At 52.2% G+C, this 19,811-nt stretch carries 23 protein-coding genes; 11 read left to right on the top strand and 12 right to left on the bottom strand.

Annotated elements, in window-relative coordinates:
• From ACZ1HF_RS00940 to ACZ1HF_RS00920, 5 genes are all read right to left on the bottom strand, one after another.
• The gene (locus tag ACZ1HF_RS00940) at nt 1-1,983 is read right to left on the bottom strand and encodes an OmpA family protein (RefSeq protein WP_472655749.1); all 1,983 of its coding nucleotides are present in this window, start codon (nt 1,981-1,983) and stop codon (nt 1-3) included.
• Between the two features lie 191 nt (nt 1,984-2,174).
• Nucleotides 2,175-3,011 carry an ATP-binding protein gene (locus tag ACZ1HF_RS00935; protein ID WP_472655748.1) on the bottom strand — a complete coding sequence of 279 codons (837 nt, stop codon included), beginning with the start codon at nt 3,009-3,011 and terminating at the stop codon, nt 2,175-2,177.
• Nucleotides 3,008-3,865 (bottom strand): twin-arginine translocase subunit TatC, encoded by an 858-nt coding sequence (gene tatC / locus ACZ1HF_RS00930; RefSeq protein ID WP_472655747.1) that lies wholly within the window; start codon nt 3,863-3,865, stop codon nt 3,008-3,010. Before tatC ends, ACZ1HF_RS00935 begins: the two co-directional genes overlap by 4 nt.
• A gap of 3 nt (nt 3,866-3,868) precedes the next feature.
• On the bottom strand, nt 3,869-4,387 hold the full coding sequence (gene tatB, locus ACZ1HF_RS00925) for a Sec-independent protein translocase protein TatB (RefSeq protein ID WP_472655746.1): 519 nt from the start codon (nt 4,385-4,387) through the stop codon (nt 3,869-3,871).
• Nucleotides 4,388-4,411: 24 nt separating this feature from the next.
• Nucleotides 4,412-4,627: a twin-arginine translocase TatA/TatE family subunit gene (locus tag ACZ1HF_RS00920; protein WP_472655745.1), complete on the bottom strand. Its 216-nt coding sequence runs from the start codon at nt 4,625-4,627 to the stop codon at nt 4,412-4,414.
• Between the two features lie 208 nt (nt 4,628-4,835).
• Here ACZ1HF_RS00920 and ACZ1HF_RS00915 point away from each other — a divergent pair, with 208 nt between their 5' ends.
• Both ACZ1HF_RS00915 and ACZ1HF_RS00910 read left to right on the top strand, forming a co-directional pair.
• On the top strand, nt 4,836-5,513 hold the full coding sequence (locus tag ACZ1HF_RS00915) for a helix-turn-helix transcriptional regulator (RefSeq protein ID WP_472655744.1): 678 nt from the start codon (nt 4,836-4,838) through the stop codon (nt 5,511-5,513).
• Nucleotides 5,514-5,710: 197 nt separating this feature from the next.
• A complete protein-coding gene (locus ACZ1HF_RS00910; RefSeq protein WP_472655743.1) occupies nt 5,711-6,472 on the top strand; it encodes a hypothetical protein in 762 nt (253 codons plus the stop codon).
• Between the two features lie 25 nt (nt 6,473-6,497).
• Here ACZ1HF_RS00910 and ACZ1HF_RS00905 read toward each other — a convergent pair whose 3' ends face one another.
• On the bottom strand, nt 6,498-6,923 hold the full coding sequence (locus ACZ1HF_RS00905) for a DUF6314 family protein (RefSeq protein ID WP_472655742.1): 426 nt from the start codon (nt 6,921-6,923) through the stop codon (nt 6,498-6,500).
• 211 nt (nt 6,924-7,134) lie between these two features.
• On the opposite strand from ACZ1HF_RS00905, the gene purB reads away from it, so the two are divergent.
• Nucleotides 7,135-8,451: an adenylosuccinate lyase gene (purB, locus tag ACZ1HF_RS00900; protein WP_472655741.1), complete on the top strand. Its 1,317-nt coding sequence runs from the start codon at nt 7,135-7,137 to the stop codon at nt 8,449-8,451.
• A 246-nt stretch (nt 8,452-8,697) separates the two neighbouring features.
• Nucleotides 8,698-9,771 carry a flagellar motor switch protein FliG gene (locus ACZ1HF_RS00895; protein WP_472655740.1) on the top strand — a complete coding sequence of 358 codons (1,074 nt, stop codon included), beginning with the start codon at nt 8,698-8,700 and terminating at the stop codon, nt 9,769-9,771.
• Nucleotides 9,772-9,923: 152 nt separating this feature from the next.
• Here ACZ1HF_RS00895 and lon read toward each other — a convergent pair whose 3' ends face one another.
• Nucleotides 9,924-12,338, bottom strand: coding sequence for an endopeptidase La (gene lon / locus ACZ1HF_RS00890; RefSeq protein ID WP_472655739.1), 2,415 nt, complete (start codon nt 12,336-12,338; stop codon nt 9,924-9,926).
• Nucleotides 12,339-12,602: 264 nt separating this feature from the next.
• On the opposite strand from lon, the gene ACZ1HF_RS00885 reads away from it, so the two are divergent.
• Both ACZ1HF_RS00885 and ACZ1HF_RS00880 read left to right on the top strand, forming a co-directional pair.
• Entirely contained in the window at nt 12,603-13,076 is a 474-nt protein-coding gene (locus ACZ1HF_RS00885) for a hypothetical protein (protein ID WP_472655738.1), read from the top strand.
• Nucleotides 13,076-13,432, top strand: coding sequence for a hypothetical protein (locus ACZ1HF_RS00880; protein ID WP_472655737.1), 357 nt, complete (start codon nt 13,076-13,078; stop codon nt 13,430-13,432). The genes ACZ1HF_RS00885 and ACZ1HF_RS00880 overlap by 1 nt, the downstream gene beginning before the upstream one ends.
• Nucleotides 13,433-13,437: 5 nt before the next feature.
• On the opposite strand, the gene tgt is transcribed toward ACZ1HF_RS00880, so the two are convergent.
• A complete protein-coding gene (gene tgt / locus ACZ1HF_RS00875; protein ID WP_472655736.1) occupies nt 13,438-14,568 on the bottom strand; it encodes a tRNA guanosine(34) transglycosylase Tgt in 1,131 nt (376 codons plus the stop codon).
• 298 nt (nt 14,569-14,866) lie between these two features.
• On the opposite strand from tgt, the gene ACZ1HF_RS00870 reads away from it, so the two are divergent.
• From ACZ1HF_RS00870 to ACZ1HF_RS00855, 4 genes are all read left to right on the top strand, one after another.
• The gene (locus ACZ1HF_RS00870) at nt 14,867-15,073 is read left to right on the top strand and encodes a cold-shock protein (protein ID WP_472655735.1); all 207 of its coding nucleotides are present in this window, start codon (nt 14,867-14,869) and stop codon (nt 15,071-15,073) included.
• Between the two features lie 124 nt (nt 15,074-15,197).
• A complete protein-coding gene (locus ACZ1HF_RS00865) occupies nt 15,198-15,431 on the top strand; it encodes a YdcH family protein (RefSeq protein WP_472655734.1) in 234 nt (77 codons plus the stop codon).
• A gap of 238 nt (nt 15,432-15,669) precedes the next feature.
• The gene (locus tag ACZ1HF_RS00860) at nt 15,670-15,894 is read left to right on the top strand and encodes a hypothetical protein (protein ID WP_472655733.1); all 225 of its coding nucleotides are present in this window, start codon (nt 15,670-15,672) and stop codon (nt 15,892-15,894) included.
• Between the two features lie 299 nt (nt 15,895-16,193).
• Nucleotides 16,194-16,418: a hypothetical protein gene (locus ACZ1HF_RS00855; RefSeq protein ID WP_472655731.1), complete on the top strand. Its 225-nt coding sequence runs from the start codon at nt 16,194-16,196 to the stop codon at nt 16,416-16,418.
• 34 nt (nt 16,419-16,452) lie between these two features.
• Here the strand turns inward: ACZ1HF_RS00855 and ACZ1HF_RS00850 are convergent, their stop codons facing one another.
• From ACZ1HF_RS00850 to ACZ1HF_RS00840, 3 genes are all read right to left on the bottom strand, one after another.
• Entirely contained in the window at nt 16,453-16,680 is a 228-nt protein-coding gene (locus ACZ1HF_RS00850; protein ID WP_472655730.1) for a hypothetical protein, read from the bottom strand.
• A gap of 142 nt (nt 16,681-16,822) precedes the next feature.
• Nucleotides 16,823-17,458 carry a ParA family partition ATPase gene (parA, locus tag ACZ1HF_RS00845; RefSeq protein WP_472655729.1) on the bottom strand — a complete coding sequence of 212 codons (636 nt, stop codon included), beginning with the start codon at nt 17,456-17,458 and terminating at the stop codon, nt 16,823-16,825.
• A gap of 81 nt (nt 17,459-17,539) precedes the next feature.
• On the bottom strand, nt 17,540-17,743 hold the full coding sequence (locus ACZ1HF_RS00840) for a dodecin family protein (RefSeq protein ID WP_472655728.1): 204 nt from the start codon (nt 17,741-17,743) through the stop codon (nt 17,540-17,542).
• A gap of 113 nt (nt 17,744-17,856) precedes the next feature.
• Here ACZ1HF_RS00840 and ACZ1HF_RS00835 point away from each other — a divergent pair, with 113 nt between their 5' ends.
• Complete coding sequence (locus ACZ1HF_RS00835) at nt 17,857-18,426, top strand: gamma-glutamylcyclotransferase family protein (protein WP_472655727.1); 570 nt, start codon at nt 17,857-17,859, stop codon at nt 18,424-18,426.
• On the opposite strand, the gene ACZ1HF_RS00830 is transcribed toward ACZ1HF_RS00835, so the two are convergent.
• Nucleotides 18,400-19,791: an MATE family efflux transporter gene (locus ACZ1HF_RS00830; protein WP_472655726.1), complete on the bottom strand. Its 1,392-nt coding sequence runs from the start codon at nt 19,789-19,791 to the stop codon at nt 18,400-18,402. The two genes, ACZ1HF_RS00835 and ACZ1HF_RS00830, sit on opposite strands and share 27 nt — an antisense overlap.
• Nucleotides 19,792-19,811 lie beyond the last annotated feature (20 nt).

The following is a 19,811-nucleotide window of genomic DNA, read 5'->3' as shown; positions in this document are numbered from 1 at the left end:
TTATTCCGTCGTAGCGGCTTCACCGCCTTCAGTTTCGCCACCATCTTCAGCAGTTGCACCGTCTCCATCCGCTTCCGGCGTTTCATCAGACACAGGTTCTGCGCTTTCATCAACTTCGGGTTGCGGAAGTTCTTCTGTGTCGGATTGAGGAGCCTCATCCACCTCGGGTTCAGGGGCTTCAGCCACTTCATCCCATGTCACAGTAGTCCTGCGGTTAGCGGCAAGCCCTTCTTCCGTTTCATTATCGGCAATCGGTTGCGTCTCGCCATAACCTTTGGCGGTCAGCCTCTCTTCGGCGATACCACGGCTGATCAATGCAGCCCGCACGCTTTCAGCACGCTCCAGGCTGAGCGCAAGGTTGGCATCATCATTCCCTGTGCTGTCCGTATGCCCGCCCAATTCTATGACCAGAGCATTATTACCCGCAAAACATTCAGTGATGACACCCGTTAAGGCATTCAGTACCTGGCGCGAGGTTGCATCAAGGTCTGCCGAGCCTTCCAGAAACAAAATTTGTTGCCCTTCAAGGATTTCTGTTGAGATATCGCCGCATACTTCAACTGATGCCTCTGACACCGTAGCTTTCGGGATCCAGAACCCTTGCATGAAGGTTTCCGATTTACCCGTCAGCGGATTGATGCGGGTGTCACCTTCATTATAGCTCACCGTTGCGCGTGTGACGATCACATCATCCAAACCCTTCAGAGCCGAAAGACGGTTTGTGATCTGATCCAGATCCGCGTCTGCCAACGTTTCTGCAACCAGTTTAGTTTGGTCCCCTGCAATAGTAAGTTCCATGGTTTCAAGCTCACCCAGAAAGGGCTGCACTTCTTCCAACGCACCAATGATCGGGTCAGCCTCGTCTGTCGCTGTTTCCTGCAAATCGCCTTCAATCGCAGGCGCAAGCAATGCTGCGGCAACACGGGCAGCTGACAGGCCTTCGGGCGCAACGCCATCTACAAAGAGCCCACGTTCCTGATCGTAGGTAACGGACATCTCGGCCGGAATATCCGGCGGTATGAAAGTGATTGCATTCTCTACGGTATAGCCATCGGGCAAGGCATCCAGTGCAGCGGCAGTGGCAGTAGCAACCTCTTCGGTTGGGGCCGTGCCTTCGATGCGTATCTTGTTGTTTTCGATGCTTAGCGCACCTGTTTCAAGCTGTGTCAAGACGTCTGACGCGCCAATAATCGCAGACGACCATCCGTCCGGCACGTTGGCGGCAAGACTAAATACCGGGCTCAGCCCCGTGGTCTCTGCAATTTTGGCGCTGTCTTCTTCGGTCGGAGCGTTCCCTTCGGCTGTGATCTCTTCAGCCGTCTTGGTCACCGTAAAACGGTATATATCCACATCAGGGCGGAGGACGGTTACGGTGTTGGCCCAATCATATCCTTCGGGTGACAAAGCACTTATAGTTTCGATCTCATTCAAATCGGCGCTTGTATCGGCTTCGCCAGTCAGCGTGACTGTCTGATCTTCAACCTGAAGCTTTCCTGTCTGCATCTTCTTAAGTGCAGCCAGACCAGCCATAACGCTGTCAGACCAGCCATCAGGTGCGCCGGATGCCAGCTCAAGCGTGTCTAGGCCAGCAACCTCTGCGTCAGCCGCCAGCGTATCACGCACCGCTTGGTTTGGAGCATTGCCAGTGGCATTGATTGCCCCATCGGCCATTTTTTCAGCGCTAAGCATGTATGGCGAGGCAGTTGGCAATATTTCAAAATCGCTATGAACAACACGACGCCCCTCAATGGCGTCGGCTTCCTGCAACAAACGGTCCGCTTCTGATTGGCTGTCCACCAGACCGCTCATCGTTATGTCACGACCCGATACGTCTGCCACCACGGAATGCGTTGCTGTTTGCGCCAACGATCTGGCCTGCACCTTAATTGCAGTCTCAATTTTACGGGCGTGATCTGCGTGCCCCCAATAACCTAAACCTGCAACTCCAGCGACTAGAACAAGGTATCCCAAACCTTTTGACACGAAAACCCCCTTGTAAAACCCTGTTATTACTCGAAAAGATGCACTTCATGGAGTATGCTACAAAGCACTTCTTTGCAAGCAGAGATGAATCAGCGGCGAACCGCTTACGGCGACCTGTCATTCAATAAAGTTATTTTTGAGGATTTTTTGAGACTTGCAATATTATTTTGCAGACTTAAGCCCGTTGAAGTTCAGACCATGACCCCATTTCGACCTGCCAGGTCTATGAAATATTGCCAGGCGACACGGCCAGATCGGCTGCCACGGGTCTGTTGCCACTCGATCGCTTCGGCGACCATGATATCCTCGGCGATTTCGATGCTATAGGCTATGCAGTAACCTCGGATCATCGCGAGGTATTCGTCCTGAGTGCAGGGGTGAAAACCAAGCCACAGCCCGAAACGGTCGGACAAGGATACCTTCTCTTCTACGGCCTCAGATGGATTAATGGCGCTGGAGCGCTCATTTTCGATCATATCACGCGGCATCAGATGCCTGCGGTTTGAGGTGGCGTAGAAGATCACATTTTCTGGCCGACCTTCGATCCCACCATCCAACACCGCCTTAAGCGATTTGTAGTGCTGGTCATCATGTGAAAAGCTCAGATCATCGCAAAACAGCACAAATCGCTGCTCTGCGGTGCGCAAATGACCGAGCAGACGCCCAATGGAGGGCAGGTCTTCGCGTTGCACTTCGATCAGTTTCAGATCTTGCCCTTCGCCCACAACATCCGCGTGGATAGCTTTGACGAGCGAAGATTTCCCCATCCCCCGTGCGCCCCAGAGCAACGCATTATTGGCGGCGAAACCTTCGGCGAACTGTCGTGTGTTTGCCAGCAGCACATCGCGGGCACGGTCGATGCCCAGAAGCAGGCTCAGGTCAACACGATTGATCTTTGGGATAGGCTGAAGCCTGTCCGGGCTCACATGCCACAAGAATGCATCAGCCGCCCCAAAATCCGGTGCGGGCGCTGCCTCGGGTGACATACGTTCCAAAGCAGCAGCAATCCGATCCAACGGATCACTCATGCAGTCGGATCCTCTGGGTCTCTGACCGTATCTTCTTCATCCCACAGACCTTCCTCTCGAAGTTTGATCTCTCGCTCTTTCTCTACCCTTGCCACGAGGAAGATTGAAACTTCGTAAAGACCATATACAACGACGAATAGAATAACCTGCGTAATCACATCTGGCGGTGTCACAAGTGCTGCCAGCACCAAAATGGCCACCACCGCATATTTGCGCATATCTGCCAACCCAGCAGAGCTTACCAACCCCGCCTTACCCATTAGTGTCAACAACACCGGCAATTGGAAACACAGGCCAAAGGCCACGATGAACTTGATCGTAAGGTTCAGATATTCCTGCGCCGAGCCTTGAAAAACCACGCTTAAAGGCGCTGCCCCTTCAGTGACGGCCTCACCTTCAGCCCCGAACTGTTGAAAGCCAAGGAAAAAGTTATAGGCCAGCGGCGTGACTACATAAAAGGCGAAGGATGCGCCAAGGATAAACATAAAGGGCGACGCAATAATGAAGGGAAGAAATGCCCCCCGCTCGGACTTATACAAGCCCGGTGCGACGAAACGCCAAAGCTGGTGAGCGATGAAGGGGAATCCCAAAATAAAACCCCCAAGAAACGACACCTTGATCGCAACGAAGAACCCTTCCTGCGGGCTAATGAAGATCAGATCACAATCCTGACCGCGATCAGCCAGCACGCTGCACAATGGATCTGTCAGGAAATTGAAGAGCGGGGTAGCGACCGTAAAGCAAATGATCATGCCAACGAGAAATGCCAAAACAGACTTGATCAGACGCGTGCGCAGTTCGGCCAGATGTTCGATCAGCGGGGCACTGCTGTCTTCAATCTCATCAACAGCCATATGTCAGGTTCCAGTTGATTTCGGCTTGGACGCCGGTTTCTTTGCAGCAGATTTCCGAGCTGCCGGTTTTGCCGTAGTTTTCGCCGCAGTCTTGGGGGTCTTGGGCTTGGGTGTAGCTCTCTTGGGGGCAGGCTTCGTCGCAGCCGCAGCTTCCTTTGCTTGACGCGCACGGGCAGTCTGAGCAGTCTTTTCACGGACTTTGTCGGCTATTTCCGCACGTTCTTTCGACAGTGTCGCGGTGCCGCTATCCTCATCTGGCCCATCCAGATTGGTCGCGCTTTTCAAAGCGTCCATCCCAAGGTTTTTCGGTGAGGTCACATTGCGCAAATCCGCAGCCACATCCTTGACCCCGGCCTCATCCGCCGCCGCCTCCATAGAGCGCTGGAATTCCCGTGCCATACGGCGTGCCTTTGCCGTGAACTGTCCAAGGGTACGGAACATGCCGGGCAAGTCTTTGGGGCCGACCACAATCAACGCAACCAGCCCAATCAGCAGTAACTCGCTCCAACCGATATCAAACATGAGGCATTTCCTCTGTCCGCACGATCAGACTTTGTCTTTCTCGTCTTCCGGCGTGACGTCCTTGGCTTCTTCCATCATCGCGGTGTCGATTTCCTTCTTGCCATCATCGACGCCTTTCTTGAACGCCGTGATGCCCTTACCCACTTCGCCCATCAACGATGAAATTTTGCCGCGCCCGAATAGAACAAGCACGACGACCGCAATCAGAAGAAGCCCCGGCAGGCCAATATTGTTCAGCATTGCTTTTCTCCCATAAGGCGCGGGATGTGCGCCTGTGAAACTGATCCATCATTATCTATGCCCTCAAGGCCGCCGGGAAAAGGACCAAAACCATCCGCGCAGCAATTTATCTGTAATTTACGCCAGACGAGTGGCTTGGGAAAACGCTCCTGACAAGTTAATGTCAGTTATGGGGCGTTGTATGGCCCTATTATAAAGAGAATCACTCATGCGACGGACGGACCGCCTGTTTGACCTGATCCTAGTGCTGCGTGATGGGCGACTGCATCGGGCCGAGGATCTTGCTGAAAGCCAAGGCGTATCAGTACGCACCATTTATCGTGACATGGACATTTTACAGCAATCGGGTGTTCCCGTAGCGGGTGAACGGGGACTGGGCTACATAATGACGGCGCCCATTACCCTGCCCCCGTTGAACCTGACCCTTACCGAGCTGGAGGCTCTGCACTTGGGCATGGCCGTTGTTGGAGAAGCCGCTGATGAGGAATTGCAGGATGCCGCTCGCACTCTTTCGGCAAAGATAGATGCGGTGCTCCCCGAAGACCGTTCTGCCACACCGTCGAGTTGGGGGTTTGCGATCTATCCCTTCGCAGACGCTGCTGGTGGGTTCCGATTTATGCCCGCCATTCGCAAATCCATCCGGGCCCACCAAAAACTGCGCGTCACCTACGCAAATGTCACTGGCGAGTTGAGTGAACGGACAATCCGCCCCTTGCAGATGGAATATTGGGGGCGCGTATGGACCACGACATGCTGGTGCGAGCTGCGCGCCAACTTCCGTGTTCTGCGTATCGACCGTATTCGCGCGTTAAAACCTCTTGCTGAGTTGTTCGTCGAAGAACAGGGAAAATCTCTTGCAGATTATGTTCAAAGTAAGAAGCCGTAGAATCAAGACCAGCTAGCTCCCCCTCGCAATGTTTACAAATTGGAAACTGTCTTAGCGCTGGTGGAGAATTTAGTAATATCTACCGAATATGCCCCGAATTAAACCGTAATCGCGCCGGATTTGTGACATATTTTACGCCTAAGCGGCCTTATTTAGTGTTTTAGCGAGTCTACTGACTCAACGTATGAGGTATTTAAATGGGCAGCGTAACAAATACAGACACCGCAAAAGTAATCTGGGCTATATTTACACTTGTTTTTGCGGCCTCTGCAGTGCCAAGCACCGCGGGAAATCTTGAAGAAGCAATCGCAACACCAGTCGTGGAAACCGCAACAAAGACCCGTGGCTGGCATATTCTTGGTATCGAAGGCGGGTTTAGCTATTCAGACTTGCAAGGAACGCACACCTCCAGCGGCGATCCAGACAATCAATTCACATTTCAGTCGGCAGAAATCGCGCTGGTTTTTGCTAACCGCGACCTGACACCCGACCGCGCCCGTCTTCTTGTATCCCCTTTTGCGCGCATTGCGATTTCAGGCGAGGAAGACCTTGCGTCAGGTATCTTCATATCTGATGGCGACGGCCTAAGTTTTGAAGAAGCCGGCCTTCGGATTGAGCGCGAAGCTTATATAAACGAGCGCTGGTCCTGGACCATCGGCGCAAGTCTTGCCTATGCAGACGTTTATAGCGTTCAGCGACGCGACACAGGTACGTCCCCTCTTCTTGAACGTGGCAGCAGAGGTTACCGCGCCGGGTTACATATTGGGGCCAACGCAAGGCTTCGTGATAATCTTGTCTTCACATCACGGCTTGGTTACAGCGTGTCAGAATTCAATGAATATGCGGAATGTATCTATGCCGCCGGTGTCTGTGTTCCGCAAGCTAATCCCGCGAATGCCGATCATGATACAGATATAGATGGTTTCGAGCTTGGCATCGGCCTGCGTTACGAATTCTAGGGGTTTGTCCGCATAGACCAATCTTCTATTTGACCCGGTGATACTGCGATATCATGCGGTAATTCTTTGTAGGTCCGACGACCCGCCAGACAGATTGCCACACCGGCCAATGGGCGAAGTCATAGTTGACATGATAGAAATCCGGATCGCAGATATGTTCCGCATCGGGCATCAATCGATCACGCGCAATGCAATGGAAGGGGCGACCATCCTCAAATAGAACCTCAATCCTTCCGTTTGCATCAAGCCAATGATACCGCCGCGTGGCAAGCATAGGTGCTTGCTGGGCATAGATCAGTGTTCCGCTTTCTTCGTAAAGCAAGCCGCCTTTTTCTTTGGTGAAGCGTGCTTCTCCTGTCAGGCGCCCTTCGCTTTGTGCACGACGGTCCTCGATCACCCGCGTCAGCCGCCAACGCCCCTCAAACTCGCTCAATTCTGGCCCCTTGGCCATATTGCCACTCCTGAAATTTCTCCACTTGGGCCTTCAATCGTAACGCAGAGCCTGTAACGCGCAATGATCCGCGTCAGTTTTCAGGTTTTCATTATATATTGATCTACTCCGCCCTGCAAAATCGCCCTAAATGACATGGCTGTAAGCTTGTAGCGGCCTTGCAGCCAGTCTATGAGGCACTGACGCTGACAAATCTCAGGATAACCTGCCTATGATCCCCCGCTATTCCCGCCCCGCCATGGTAAAAATCTGGTCTCCAGAGACCAAGTTCCGCATCTGGTACGAGATCGAAGCCCATGCCTGCGACGCACAAGCCGATCTGGGTGTCATCCCACGTGAAAATGCCCAAGCCGTGTGGAAAGCCAAGGATGTCGAATTCGATGTCGCCCGCATTGACGAGATTGAGGCTGTGACCAAGCATGATGTCATCGCGTTTCTAACCCATCTGGCGGAAATCATAGGCAATGATGAGGCGCGCTTTGTTCATCAGGGCATGACATCCTCGGATGTTCTGGACACCACCTTCAATGTTCAACTTGTCCGCGCTGCCGACATCCTGATCGCTGACATGGAAGACCTGCTGGCCGCCCTGAAACGCCGCGCGCTAGAGCATAAGAATACTATCCGCATTGGCCGATCCCATGGTATCCACGCTGAACCTACGACAATGGGTCTGACCTTCGCGCGGTTTTACGCAGAAATGGACCGCAACCTTGCACGTCTAAAGACTGCCCGTGCCGAGATTGCAACCGGCGCTATCTCGGGCGCTGTCGGGACGTTCGCCAATATCGATCCGGCTGTAGAAGAACATGTGTGCGCACAATTAGGCCTGACGCCAGAGCCGATCAGCACCCAAGTTATCCCCCGCGACCGCCACGCGGCCTTTTTCGCAGCGCTTGGCGTTATTGCCTCCAGCATCGAGAATATCGCCACCGAGATACGTCACATGCAACGCACAGAAGTGCTTGAGGCAGAAGAGTTCTTCTCTGCCGGGCAAAAGGGATCTTCCGCGATGCCCCACAAACGCAATCCGGTGCTAACTGAAAACCTGACAGGCCTCGCCCGGCTTGTGCGCATGGCTGTAGTGCCAGCAATGGAAAACGTGGCGCTCTGGCATGAGCGTGACATTTCTCATTCATCTGTGGAGCGCAACATAGGTCCTGACACCACAATTACACTGGATTTTGCGCTGTCGCGTCTGACCGGGGTGATCGACAAGCTGGTGATATATCCGGATAACATGCTGGCTAACATGAACAAATTCCGCGGCCTTGTGATGAGCCAGCGCGTGTTGCTGGCGCTAACTCAGGCTGGTGTCTCTCGCGAGGACAGTTACAAATTGGTCCAGCGTAATGCCATGAAAGTCTGGGAGGACGGCAAGGATTTCAAAACCGAATTACTGGCCGACAAGGACGTTCTGAAGGCCTTAAGCTCGGAAGAAATAGAGGAAAAATTTGATCTCGGCTATCACACAAAGCATGTGGACACGATCTTTGGACGTGTTTTCGGGACTGACTGTTTGCCGTAAAGCTGCAAGCCTGGCACCATCTGTAATGCAAATGCCGGTATATATGTGTGGAAAAACCAAGCGGCTGATTTGACTTCAAAATATAGTTAATTTGGTGGGGCTTTAGCATAGGCCCCACATTTTTTGATGTTTTATCTTTTGATAAATCGAATTGTCTACAAATCCATCCTGTGGCGGTGAATTTCATAAACCACCTCTTAACCCCAGCTGCGCTTAAATGAATACGCGAGATCAGGGGATAATATTATGCAATTGGCAGGCTTACCGGCACCGACACCTTCGGGGGTTATGGCAAATCAATTTATCGGGGACGAAATTCCCTTAAGTGGATCACAGAAAGCCGCGATCATCGTGCAGATGATCCTGGCAGCCGGTGGAAAACTATCTCTGGCCAATTTGTCAAAGGTCGGCCAGGCGAAACTGGCCCATCACTTCACATCTCTTGGTAAAATCAATCAAGCCACATTGAACGCAGTTGTCGCAGAATTCGAAGGACAGCTTGATACCGGCGGTCTACGCTTTCCTGATGCAGCAGATAGCGCGCTGAACGCGCTGGATGGGACGCTGAGCCCATCCCTGCTGTCCGAGATACGACAAAAATTCGGTGTAAAACCTACGGGCGACCCATGGCATAAGCTTGCGGACACAGACCCACAAGCACTGGCTGATGTGCTGGCGAAAGAAAGCCCACGGGTTGGCGCAATCATTCTGTCAAAACTTGCGGCTGAGAAAGCTGCCCTTGTTGTTGATGCGCTATCGCCCGAGGTAGCCCACGCGATTACCTTTGCCATGTCAGAGGTTACAGCCGTATCCCCCGAAAATGTGGACCATGTCGGACGCGCGATTGCGGGCTCCCTGTCTCACAGCAAACCGCAGGCATTTTCGGATGCGCCGTTTGAGAGAGCTGCTGCGATCCTTAATGCCACAAGTGGGTCACAACGCGACGCTGTGCTGGAAGCACTGGCAGGTGACGACCCGGATTTTGCAGCACAGGTCAGGAAAGCGATCTTTACATTTGCCGATATTCCGGACCGGATCGACGTAAGCGATATCCCAAAAATCGCGCGCGCTGTGGCTGCGGAAGATATGGTTATTGCTCTTGTCGCCGCTCAGCCAGAGATACCGGAGGCCGTGGATTATATTCTAGGCAATATGTCCCAACGTATGGCCGATCAGCTACGCGAAGAAATGTCCGAGATTGCGGATGTAAAAGCCAAAGACGGCGAAGCCGCTATGGCGCAGGTTACAAATGCTATTCGCACATTAGCAGACCAAGGCGAGCTTGCCTTGCGTAATAAAGGTGAAGACCAAGACGATTAACGCAATGATTGCTCAAAACACCAAACTCGTTGCAGAAGTGACTGAAACTGATTTTCTGCACAGAATCATAGCCTTGGCGTATTCGTATTCTTAGATAAACAAAAGGCGGCCTTTCAAAGACCGCCTTTTGTTATATTCTGACAAGATATCACTCAATGTGCAACGGCACCACTTTCATCCTTGTTAGCGTTCTGCAAAGCCGCTTGAGCAGCGGCTTCCTCTTCCGCCGCCTGATCCCATTCGATAGGCTCAGGCTGCGACACAAGCGCATTTTTCAAGACGTCTGATACGTGGGCAACAGGGATGATATTCAAGCCTTCTTTGACGTTATCAGGAATTTCCGCCAAATCCTTTTCATTCTCTTCCGGAATCAAAACCGTTGTTATTCCACCGCGCAGGGCCGCTAGAAGCTTTTCCTTCAAGCCACCGATCGCAAGAGCATTCCCGCGCAGCGTCACTTCACCCGTCATAGCGATACCCTTTCTGACAGGAATGCCCGTGAGCACCGATACGATGGATGTGACCATAGCCAAACCTGCCGAGGGACCGTCCTTGGGTGTTGCCCCTTCCGGCACGTGGACGTGAATGTCCATCTTGTCAAACGCAGGTGGCTTCACCCCGATTTGCGGGCTGATGGAGCGGACATAAGATGATGCCGCGTCAATCGACTCCTTCATCACGTCGCCCAGCTTACCGGTCGTTTTCATGCGTCCTTTCCCAGGAAGACGTAGCGCTTCGATCGAAAGTAATTCACCGCCAACAGACGTATAGGCCAAGCCAGTCACAACACCGACCTGATCCTCCGCCTCAGCGAGACCATAACGATATTTCTTCACGCCCAGATAATCGTCGAGATTTTCTGGCGTGATCACCACCTTGTCTTCGGCTTTACGCACAATTCGCGTAACGGCCTTCCGGCACAGTTTTGCAATTTCACGTTCCAGATTTCGAACACCTGCTTCGCGCGTATAAACACGGATCATGTCACGCAAAGCCTCATCCGTCAGCTCGAACTCACCCTTTTTCAGACCATGGTTCTTGATCTGTTTATGAATCAAATGCTGCTTGGCAATTTCCTGCTTTTCATCCTCGGTGTAGCCCGCAAGCGGAATGATCTCCATCCGGTCCAGAAGCGGCCCCGGCATATTATAAGAATTTGCCGTGGTCAGGAACATCACGTTGGACAGGTCATATTCGACTTCCAGATAATGGTCCACGAAGGTCGAGTTTTGTTCCGGGTCAAGCACTTCCAGCATCGCAGAAGCCGGATCACCACGGAAATCCTGCCCCATCTTGTCGATCTCATCGAGCAAAATCAGCGGATTGGTGGTCTTGGCCTTTTTCAGCGCTTGAATGATCTTACCGGGCATGGAGCCGATATAGGTCCGACGGTGGCCGCGAATTTCGCTCTCGTCGCGAACCCCGCCCAGCGAGATGCGAATGAATTCGCGCCCCGTGGCCTTGGCAACAGATTTGCCCAGAGACGTCTTGCCAACACCCGGAGGCCCGACAAGGCACATGATCGGACCTTTCAGCTTTTTGGAACGTTGTTGCACAGCCAGATATTCTACGATCCGCTCTTTAACTTTTTCCAAACCGTAATGGTCGTCATCCAAGACTTTTTCGGCCCGGCCAAGGTCTTTTTTGACGCGGGATTTCACCCCCCAAGGGATCGACAGAATCCAATCGAGATAATTACGGACAACAGTCGCTTCCGCGCTCATTGGTGACATGTTTTTCAACTTTTTCAGCTCAGCATCCGCCTTTTCGCGGGCCTCCTTGGACAGTTTGACCTCGTCGATCTTCGCCTCAAGTTCTGCAACTTCGTTCGAGCCTTCCTCGCCGTCGCCCAGTTCCTTCTGAATGGCCTTCATCTGCTCATTCAGGTAATATTCACGCTGGGTCCGCTCCATCTGCGTTTTCACACGCGATTTGATCTTTTTCTCGACCTGAAGCACAGACATTTCGCCCTGCATCAAGCCATAGACTTTCTCTAGGCGGTCGGCAACATTCAGCGTTTCAAGAAGCTCTTGCTTTTGATCAACTTCGACCCCGAGATGCCCCCCCACCAAATCAGCAAGCTTGTCGCTTGCCTGCGTTTCCGCAACAGACGTCAGAGCCTCTTCGGGGATATTTTTCTTGATTTTGGCATACCGTTCAAATTCATCTCCAACCGAGCGCACAAGCGCTTCAACCGAGGCAGGATCACCCGGCACTTCTTCCAATAACGCTGCACGGGCCTCAAAGAAGTTTTCGTTTTCGATATAGTCGATGATCTTCACACGGCTCCGACCTTCGACCAGCACCTTGACCGTACCGTCCGGCAGCTTAAGCAGTTGCAGCACATTGGCCAAAACGCCAACATTATAGATGCCATCTGATGTTGGATCATCAATCGAAGGGTCCACCTGACTGGACAACAAAATCTGCTTGTCATCCTTCATCACCTCTTCAAGCGCACGCACAGATTTGTCGCGCCCAACAAAAAGTGGCACAATCATATGTGGAAACACCACAATATCGCGCAATGGCAAAACAGGATAGGATTGGTTCAATTGCTCGGGCATAGTTTTTTCCTTGTTAGGCAAACCGCCGGATCCCAAATATTTGGCAATGCGCAGCGATCTCCGATCATGGATCAGGAATTGGGGCTTTCTCAGCCATTTTTCAACCCGAACCGTAAATTCTTCACCTTTATTGTGCCAATCCATCGGCTCGACTACAAGGCTGCATTCGCCCAAAAACTGACGCGAGGTTTCCCATCTGCGCCACAGCTCTGACAAAAAGCAAATTTAGGAAGATCAAACAACAATGAGCGATGAGGCATCTGAATGTTGCGTTACGTTATACGCAATTACCGTAGAATCGGGCTGTTTTCCTTTGGGATGACTGCTTTGAGCAGTGCTATGGTGGCAACCTCTGGCGCTGATCTGTCGCTGGTGCAGTTTACCAGAATGATTCTATCCTGCACATTGCTGTTTTGTGTCATTTCAATGTGTATGCTGATTTATGCACCTTCACAGCGTGGCGCATTGGAAATTACCGGGATCGGCAGTATCGTGGCTGCAACCACCACGATTTCTATTCCATGGTCCGGAACTGTGGCTCTTCTGATTGGTCTTGTGGTCTTTGCAGCGACATTTGCAGGTGTAGGCGGCCTGCTTCAAAGCGAATTGGCGCGAAAACTGGGCCGCAAGCGAACTTTCAATCAATTGCATTCAAGCCATGTTCCATTCTCGGCCAAACTGATTTGGGAGCATACAGTACCAGGCGCAGCCCCCCCGATGAGCATTGCACAGGCCTGATGGCTGAATACGAAGTCGATGAGGAAGATCCCGACACATTGAATGTCTTACTGCGCGGGCGCACTCTGACACCTGCGCGCTATGCGCTCACCTTCCTTGAGCTGGACGAGCCCGAACATTGTCACTTCTTCTTTCAAGGTAATGAGGCGGACAATACGCTGGTGGATGGCACGTTTGAGATGCGTTTGACGCAGATTAATCGTGACTCCTGCTATATCACCACACGCGAAGACCGGACCGGACTATCCCTTGGAACTGTAGTTGAGCGCTGGTTCGACGACTCCATGGGATTTTACCACGACCGGCTGAAGCAGTTTCTGAAGAAGGTCGATAAGGACGCCCGCAAACAACACTGAATTGTTTAAAGTGGCTCAATATCACCTTCTGCACGTTTCTCATGAAAGTCCTTGACGAAATTATCAAGCTGGCCTTGCGCAATCGCGGCTCTGATCCCTGCCATCAGTTCCTGATAATAATGCAGGTTATGCCATGTAATCAGCATTGAGCTAATGATTTCCTGTGCCCGAAAAACGTGGTTGAGATAGGCACGGGAATAGCTGGAGCAGCACGGACATGTGCAATCCGAATCCAGCGGGCGGGGGTCGTCTATGTGACGTGCATTCTTGATATTGACCACACCGCGCCGCGTAAACGCCTGCCCGGTCCGACCAGAACGTGACGGCAGCACACAATCGAACATATCTATTCCGCGCTGTACTGCACCCACTATGTCATCTGGCTTGCCTACCCCCATTAGGTAGCGCGGCTTGTCCACCGGCAACATATCCGGGGCGTAATCCAGCACCTCGAACATCAGCCCCTGACCTTCACCAACGGCCAAACCGCCGACGGCATAGCCCTCAAATTCAATGCTGCGCAATGCCTCAGCGCTCTCGGCGCGCTGGTCACGGAACACTGAACCCTGCTGGATGCCAAACAACGCATATCCTGGCCTGTCACCAAACGCCGCGCGCGACCGCGCGGCCCACCGCATGGACAGTTGCATAGACCGCAAACTTTCCTGTTCAGTGGCGGGGAATGGTGTGCATTCGTCAAAACACATCACAATATCAGAGCCGAGCAAGCGCTGTATTTCCATCGATCGTTCTGGCGTCAGAACATGCTTTGAGCCGTCGATATGCGATTTGAAGGTCACGCCGTCCTCGGACATTTTGCGCAGCTCATTCAGGCTCATGACCTGAAAACCGCCCGAGTCCGTCAGGATGGGCCGGTCCCAATTCATAAACTTATGCAACCCACCCAAACGATCAATCCGTTCTGCCGTCGGGCGCAGCATAAGGTGGTAGGTGTTCCCCAACAGAATATCCGCCCCCGTGGCACGGACATTTTCAGGCAACATCGCCTTTACCGTCGCAGCCGTACCGACAGGCATGAAGGCAGGTGTTCGAATGTCGCCCCGAGGGGTTGAGATCACCCCGGTGCGCGCCTTGCCGTCTGTACCGGTGCAGTTAAATTTGAACTTGGTTGTCATGGTGCATGGCTTTAGGGGCAAACCGGCTCTGAACGCAACCGCTGTCGTCAGACCGCCTGCGATTTGAGCCTTGAAACTGTGCTGCATCCTAGTTCAGAGCTGTTCGGCATTGATTTGCCTCAATCAGATAGACGCTCTCCAACCCTTTACTTCACCACGCAGGCCTGCCATATGCAGCATTGCTACGTTTGCCTATTTCGACCACTGTCTTCCTAACTTGGCCGTCAGTCTTTCGTTACAGACCAACAACGCCAAGTTGCCGCATAATGCGGGCAGCATCTATTTATGGAGACACACGATGGCCACTGGCACCGTGAAATGGTTTAACCCAACAAAAGGCTTCGGCTTCATTGCACCTGATGGCGGCAGCAAAGATGTATTCGTACATATCTCTGCGCTGGAACGCGCAGGTCTGTCGACGCTGGAAGACAATCAGAAAGTGACCTTCGACATCGAAGCTGGTCGCGATGGCCGCGAAAGCGCTGCGAATATCGCACTCGCCTGATTTTTGACTTTCGGGGATGCGCGCGATTGCGTGCATCCTTGACCCATATCAAGGCAAGCCATCGCTTGCCGCTTAAGGTTCCGATGATCGCTTTAAAAGCGACATATCTATAGAGGAGCCGAATATGTCCCACACACCCCATGAACTGACAGAAGAATTCCCTGACAAGCTGGAACAGCTTCATCGTCTGAAAGAGACTGACGCGCATTTCCGCAAACTGTCAGATGAATATCATGAGGTGAACCGCGCCATACACCGGGCCGAGACGAATGTGGATCCAATGGATGAATTTTCCGAACAAGATCTACGCAAGAAACGCCTGACACTTAAGGACCAGATTGCAGCGATGCTGTCATAAACGCATTGGGTCCGGCGGTTATGCCGGGCCCAAAACCAATTTTGGAGCCAATTCCAGCCCAAAACCAAGAATTGTTGCGCTCGCCGCAAGCTAACCACATTCTTTCCGCAATAGATCACAACCTTGCCCGATTAAATCACAGACCCGCCCAACTCTCGGCGCGATGCCCCTGTTTATTGATCCTTAAGAGATATCAAGGATCATTCCCCAAGTGGGATCTAAACAAGAGGGTAAAAAAATGGTAGCACTCGTATTCGTGATTGGCAGCATCATCAGCCTGTTCGCCTCCGTCGCATCAGTAGCCTTTTTCGGCGCTGGCCTTGAGACGGCGTTTTCAATCTATATCAGCAGCGGCATTGCCTTGGGCGTAGGTACGATACTTCTCTCCTTGCTCGGCAAGAAAGAACAAGCCATCAAGAAAGAACGCGCAGCTACTATGGTAGCAACGCCAAGCATTGCCTGATCATCCGATCAGGACCCAAAATGGCATAAGTTGCTTTGAAAGATAAGGATGGCGCTGTTCTGCGCCCCCAATTAAGTTCATGAAGCTTCTAAACTCAGCAGGGGCTTTCTTGAGACAAGTATCTGTAAATAAAAAAACTTATAACGCATAGCATCATATTGCCATGTAAGTTAAAGACCCTCTGCCCAAACGAAAACATATGCTTGCCTTATTCTCGGCAGAAATGAGTCGTTAATTTTTGTCTAAGAATTGATGGGCGATATTTCCCATTAGGGAATATTTTAAAGCGAGGAATAGAAATGGCCGTTGTGGGTTTGATTATGGGCAGCTTTGCCGGATTGATTACTTCCGTTATTTCACTGCTGGTTTTCGATGCCAGTTGGACAACAGCAATCGGTCTTTACTTTGGAAGTGCGACAGCTTTGGCAATGTGCATGATTGCAGTAGCATTCCTCAAAGCACCTCAATCTATGCACAAAACCGTCAAAGTAAATCTTCCACCAAACGCGGCCCGGACAGCTTAAAGCTATCTGTTAGTCTTATTTCAGAACACAACTTTCAGAACACAACGCGCCAGAACAACAAAACCGGCACGATCATTGCGCACCAGATGCAAAACCACATCGCCCCGCGCGATAGTTTCCCGAAGCGCCCATCACCCAAAGCCCCTTCACCGTAAGCCATAGCGCCACCAATAACGGCATACCCGGCAGCTTCTTGTCGTCTCTGATCATCGACAATAGACATCAGCGCCTGCGCAGTTTTCTCATTGAGATCAGATTTCATGGCTGACTTTCGATCTTCTGAACCTGACATGTCATCCCCGCTGATTTCATTTGATATGTGACATGGGGCGACCACCATAAAAGGCAACACATATTCAAAAGCATTTCGAAAGTGTCACAAAGACCGTCAGGGCCTGATCTGATTATTTCAGTGCAGACAGGATTTCCTGCGTCAAAGCCTGTATCTCGACCGCAGCAGGGCCAGTTTTCTTGACCTCACACACTGCTTTCCCATACCCAAGAGTTTCTGCATAAATCACCCGATTGGACAGAACTGTCTGAGCTTCCTGACAGGGCATATCTTGCAATGATAACTTAATCTCGCCGGCCAGACGGGTCCCTGCCCGCGAACGGTTCATAACAGTCATAACCGGCCGATCTTCTTTCGCCGCTAATTCAATCACAGAGGCTGTGGCCCAGACGTCCACTTGGGATACCGACACCGGCACCAGAATAAGATCAGACGCCCGGAATGCCGGCCGCAAATCCGAGTCGATTTTGGGGGGCGTATCCACGATGACTAGATCATGGTCCGCCTTAAGTTTATCGCACTCATAGGCAATACCCCAAGCGCTGGCGGTCGAAAAATCCAGATCAGGCTGGCCCGATAATGCCTCAAGTCGCAACATGAACCACTGACCAAGACTACCTTGCGGATCACTGTCAATCAAAGCCACGGATTTGCCTGCCAGCACAGCGGCAACAGCAATATTCACTGACAGTGTCGTCTTGCCCGACCCGCCTTTTTGCTGTGCAACGGTGATAACTTTGCCGCCCATACCATCAGAATGCCGCATCCTGACGGTTTAGGAAAGCAGATATGCCGCGCCTACGGTAATATTCTGCAGCGCGGCATTATCTCAGTCTTCAAGAACAAAGGTCACTTTCAGAATGACACGATATTCAGAGATCTTGCCATCTTTGACCGTGCATTTCATATCCTGCACCCAAGCACCTTCAACATTCTTCAATGTTTTGGACGCGCGGGCGACGCCGCTTTCGATAGCATCTTCAAAACTTTTCTTGGACGAGGCGATAATTTCTGTAACGCGTGCTACTGACATCTGAATGCTCCCTTTGTTTCTCTTTTCAGAACATTAAGCTACAGTATCCTGTCAAATGTGCAAACTCGCGTCTGCCTCTTGCGAAACCAAACAAAAAATCCAAATGTTATGTTATGACTGAGCCCTACTTCTTTGGCTATGGATCGCTGGTAAATACGGCGACCCATGATTATGAAAACCCGCAATCTGCACAAGTGCGGGGCTGGCGCAGACGCTGGCAACATACAAAGCTGCGCAAGTTAGCATTTCTGAACATTATTCCTGATCATAAGACACAAATCGATGGCCTGGTCGCACGCGTGCCGGGCAATGATTGGTCGGCGCTAGATCTCCGTGAAGCCGCCTATTCCCGCAGCCCCGTGTCGGCAGAAGATTTGGACCACAGCGTTCCAACCCCGATCCATGTACAGATTTATCAGACTAGGTCTGATCAAAACATTGAAACACCCATGCGCGCCCCTATCCTGCTGAGCTATATTGATGTCGTTGTGCAAGGGTTTCACAGGGTTTTCGGTGAAGACGGTGTAGAGAGGTTCTTTGACACAACCGAAGGCTGGGATGCCCAAATTCATAATGACAGGGAAAATCCGCTTTATGCGCGCCATCAGACGCTGAGCATTTTCGAAAAAGCGTTAGTGGACCATCATCTGGATCGCCTATCGGCGCAGGTGGAACAGCTGTAACAAGCGTGCCTGCCGCGAAAACGGGTCGCGCTCGGGTACATCGCCCTGATGCGACATCACCCGCTGTGCCAGAATCAGGGCAATAGCCGCGAAGACTAAGCCACCAAGCGCCTGACCAATCAGCACACCCGGCGCGCCGAACAGGTATCCTCCGAGTAAAACAAATGGGATCGTACCCAGCGTGTGGCGGCCCCAATTGACCCATGTTGAATAGAACGGATGCCCCAAATTATTGAAGGCAGCATTCGCCACGAACAGGACACCGTTGAAAAAGAACGCCAGCGCCAGCGGCCCGCAGAACAGGTAAAGCAAGTCGATTGCCACGCCCTCCAGCCCAAATAGCTTTGCAATATGGCCGCGTAGCGCGAATAGGATGATGGCGACGAACAGCACATAAAGTGCCACAAATGTCAGCCCATCCCGGAACGATTGCCGCACGCGATCATAGTTCTGGGCTCCGAAATTCTGCCCGATGATCGGACCGATTGCACCAGACAAGGCAAAGATTACCGCGAAAGATACAGGTGTCAGACGTGACACAACGGCGAAGCCTGCAACGGCGGATTCGCCAAACTCGGCCATCGCACGGGTAACATAGGCCTGACCAATGGGCGTGGCCAGCTGTGTCAGAATCGCTGGCAAAGCAATAGCCAGAACCGGCATCAGATCAAGACGAACCCCTTGCACGGTTGGTCGGTCCAGCCCGCCGTAATGGCGCAGGATAGGTCGCAGAGCAAAGACGGCAATTGCAATGCGCGCCAGAACGCTGGCAATTGCAGCGCCAGTTAGTTCCAGATCAAGGCCGAAGATCAGGATTGGATCAAGAACCGCATTCACCACACCCCCGGCGATAGTGGCCATCATCGCTCTGCGGGCATCCCCATAAGCACGTAGGATAGCACCACCGACCATACCGACCAACAGGAATGGCAGGCTTGGGACGATGATCGACAGGTAGCCTATCGCAAGATCCTGCGTCTCGCCCGAGGCACCGACCAGCCCTGTCAAGCCGCGCAGATTGATCCAAACGAGACCGGCAAACAAAGCCCCTGCAAGCACACCGTAGATCACCGCATTGGTGGTCAGCCTACGTGCTTTCGCCTCATCGCCCTCACCCAAAGCACGTGCCACAAGCGCGCCGCCTGCGATAGCCATGCCGATCCCGAATGACGTGGTGAAGAACAGGATTGCGCCCGCATAGCCGATTGCTGCGGCAAGGGCCGCATTGCCCAGCATCGAGATGAAGATCATATCGATAAAATCGACAAGGAATACTGCCATCAAACCGATAGACGCAGTTAGCGACATCACCGTGATGTGCTTAAACAGATTCCCATCCAGAAATTTGGCTTGCGGTGTTGTCATTGGAGCCCGTTAGTTCGAGG

It is taken from the genome of Litoreibacter sp. GN1-5 (assembly GCF_055693805.1).
This window is presented reverse-complemented; position numbering and strand designations above follow the sequence as displayed.

Coding starts and splice junctions, on each gene's coding strand:
- tatB (WP_472655746.1), bottom strand. CDS start 4,387: ATGTTTGATATCGGTTGGAGCGAGTTACTGCTGATTGGGCTGGTTGCG.
- ACZ1HF_RS00935 (WP_472655748.1), bottom strand. CDS start 3,011: ATGAGTGATCCGTTGGATCGGATTGCTGCTGCTTTGGAACGTATGTCA.
- ACZ1HF_RS00835 (WP_472655727.1), top strand. CDS start 17,857: ATGACTGAGCCCTACTTCTTTGGCTATGGATCGCTGGTAAATACGGCG.
- purB (WP_472655741.1), top strand. CDS start 7,135: ATGATCCCCCGCTATTCCCGCCCCGCCATGGTAAAAATCTGGTCTCCA.
- ACZ1HF_RS00880 (WP_472655737.1), top strand. CDS start 13,076: ATGGCTGAATACGAAGTCGATGAGGAAGATCCCGACACATTGAATGTC.
- ACZ1HF_RS00865 (WP_472655734.1), top strand. CDS start 15,198: ATGTCCCACACACCCCATGAACTGACAGAAGAATTCCCTGACAAGCTG.
- ACZ1HF_RS00895 (WP_472655740.1), top strand. CDS start 8,698: ATGCAATTGGCAGGCTTACCGGCACCGACACCTTCGGGGGTTATGGCA.
- ACZ1HF_RS00870 (WP_472655735.1), top strand. CDS start 14,867: ATGGCCACTGGCACCGTGAAATGGTTTAACCCAACAAAAGGCTTCGGC.
- ACZ1HF_RS00855 (WP_472655731.1), top strand. CDS start 16,194: ATGGCCGTTGTGGGTTTGATTATGGGCAGCTTTGCCGGATTGATTACT.
- ACZ1HF_RS00850 (WP_472655730.1), bottom strand. CDS start 16,680: ATGAAATCTGATCTCAATGAGAAAACTGCGCAGGCGCTGATGTCTATT.
- parA (WP_472655729.1), bottom strand. CDS start 17,458: ATGGGCGGCAAAGTTATCACCGTTGCACAGCAAAAAGGCGGGTCGGGC.
- ACZ1HF_RS00840 (WP_472655728.1), bottom strand. CDS start 17,743: ATGTCAGTAGCACGCGTTACAGAAATTATCGCCTCGTCCAAGAAAAGT.
- ACZ1HF_RS00885 (WP_472655738.1), top strand. CDS start 12,603: ATGTTGCGTTACGTTATACGCAATTACCGTAGAATCGGGCTGTTTTCC.
- ACZ1HF_RS00860 (WP_472655733.1), top strand. CDS start 15,670: ATGGTAGCACTCGTATTCGTGATTGGCAGCATCATCAGCCTGTTCGCC.
- tgt (WP_472655736.1), bottom strand. CDS start 14,568: ATGACAACCAAGTTCAAATTTAACTGCACCGGTACAGACGGCAAGGCG.
- ACZ1HF_RS00920 (WP_472655745.1), bottom strand. CDS start 4,627: ATGCTGAACAATATTGGCCTGCCGGGGCTTCTTCTGATTGCGGTCGTC.
- ACZ1HF_RS00830 (WP_472655726.1), bottom strand. CDS start 19,791: ATGACAACACCGCAAGCCAAATTTCTGGATGGGAATCTGTTTAAGCAC.
- ACZ1HF_RS00915 (WP_472655744.1), top strand. CDS start 4,836: ATGCGACGGACGGACCGCCTGTTTGACCTGATCCTAGTGCTGCGTGAT.
- tatC (WP_472655747.1), bottom strand. CDS start 3,865: ATGGCTGTTGATGAGATTGAAGACAGCAGTGCCCCGCTGATCGAACAT.
- ACZ1HF_RS00910 (WP_472655743.1), top strand. CDS start 5,711: ATGGGCAGCGTAACAAATACAGACACCGCAAAAGTAATCTGGGCTATA.
- ACZ1HF_RS00905 (WP_472655742.1), bottom strand. CDS start 6,923: ATGGCCAAGGGGCCAGAATTGAGCGAGTTTGAGGGGCGTTGGCGGCTG.
- lon (WP_472655739.1), bottom strand. CDS start 12,338: ATGCCCGAGCAATTGAACCAATCCTATCCTGTTTTGCCATTGCGCGAT.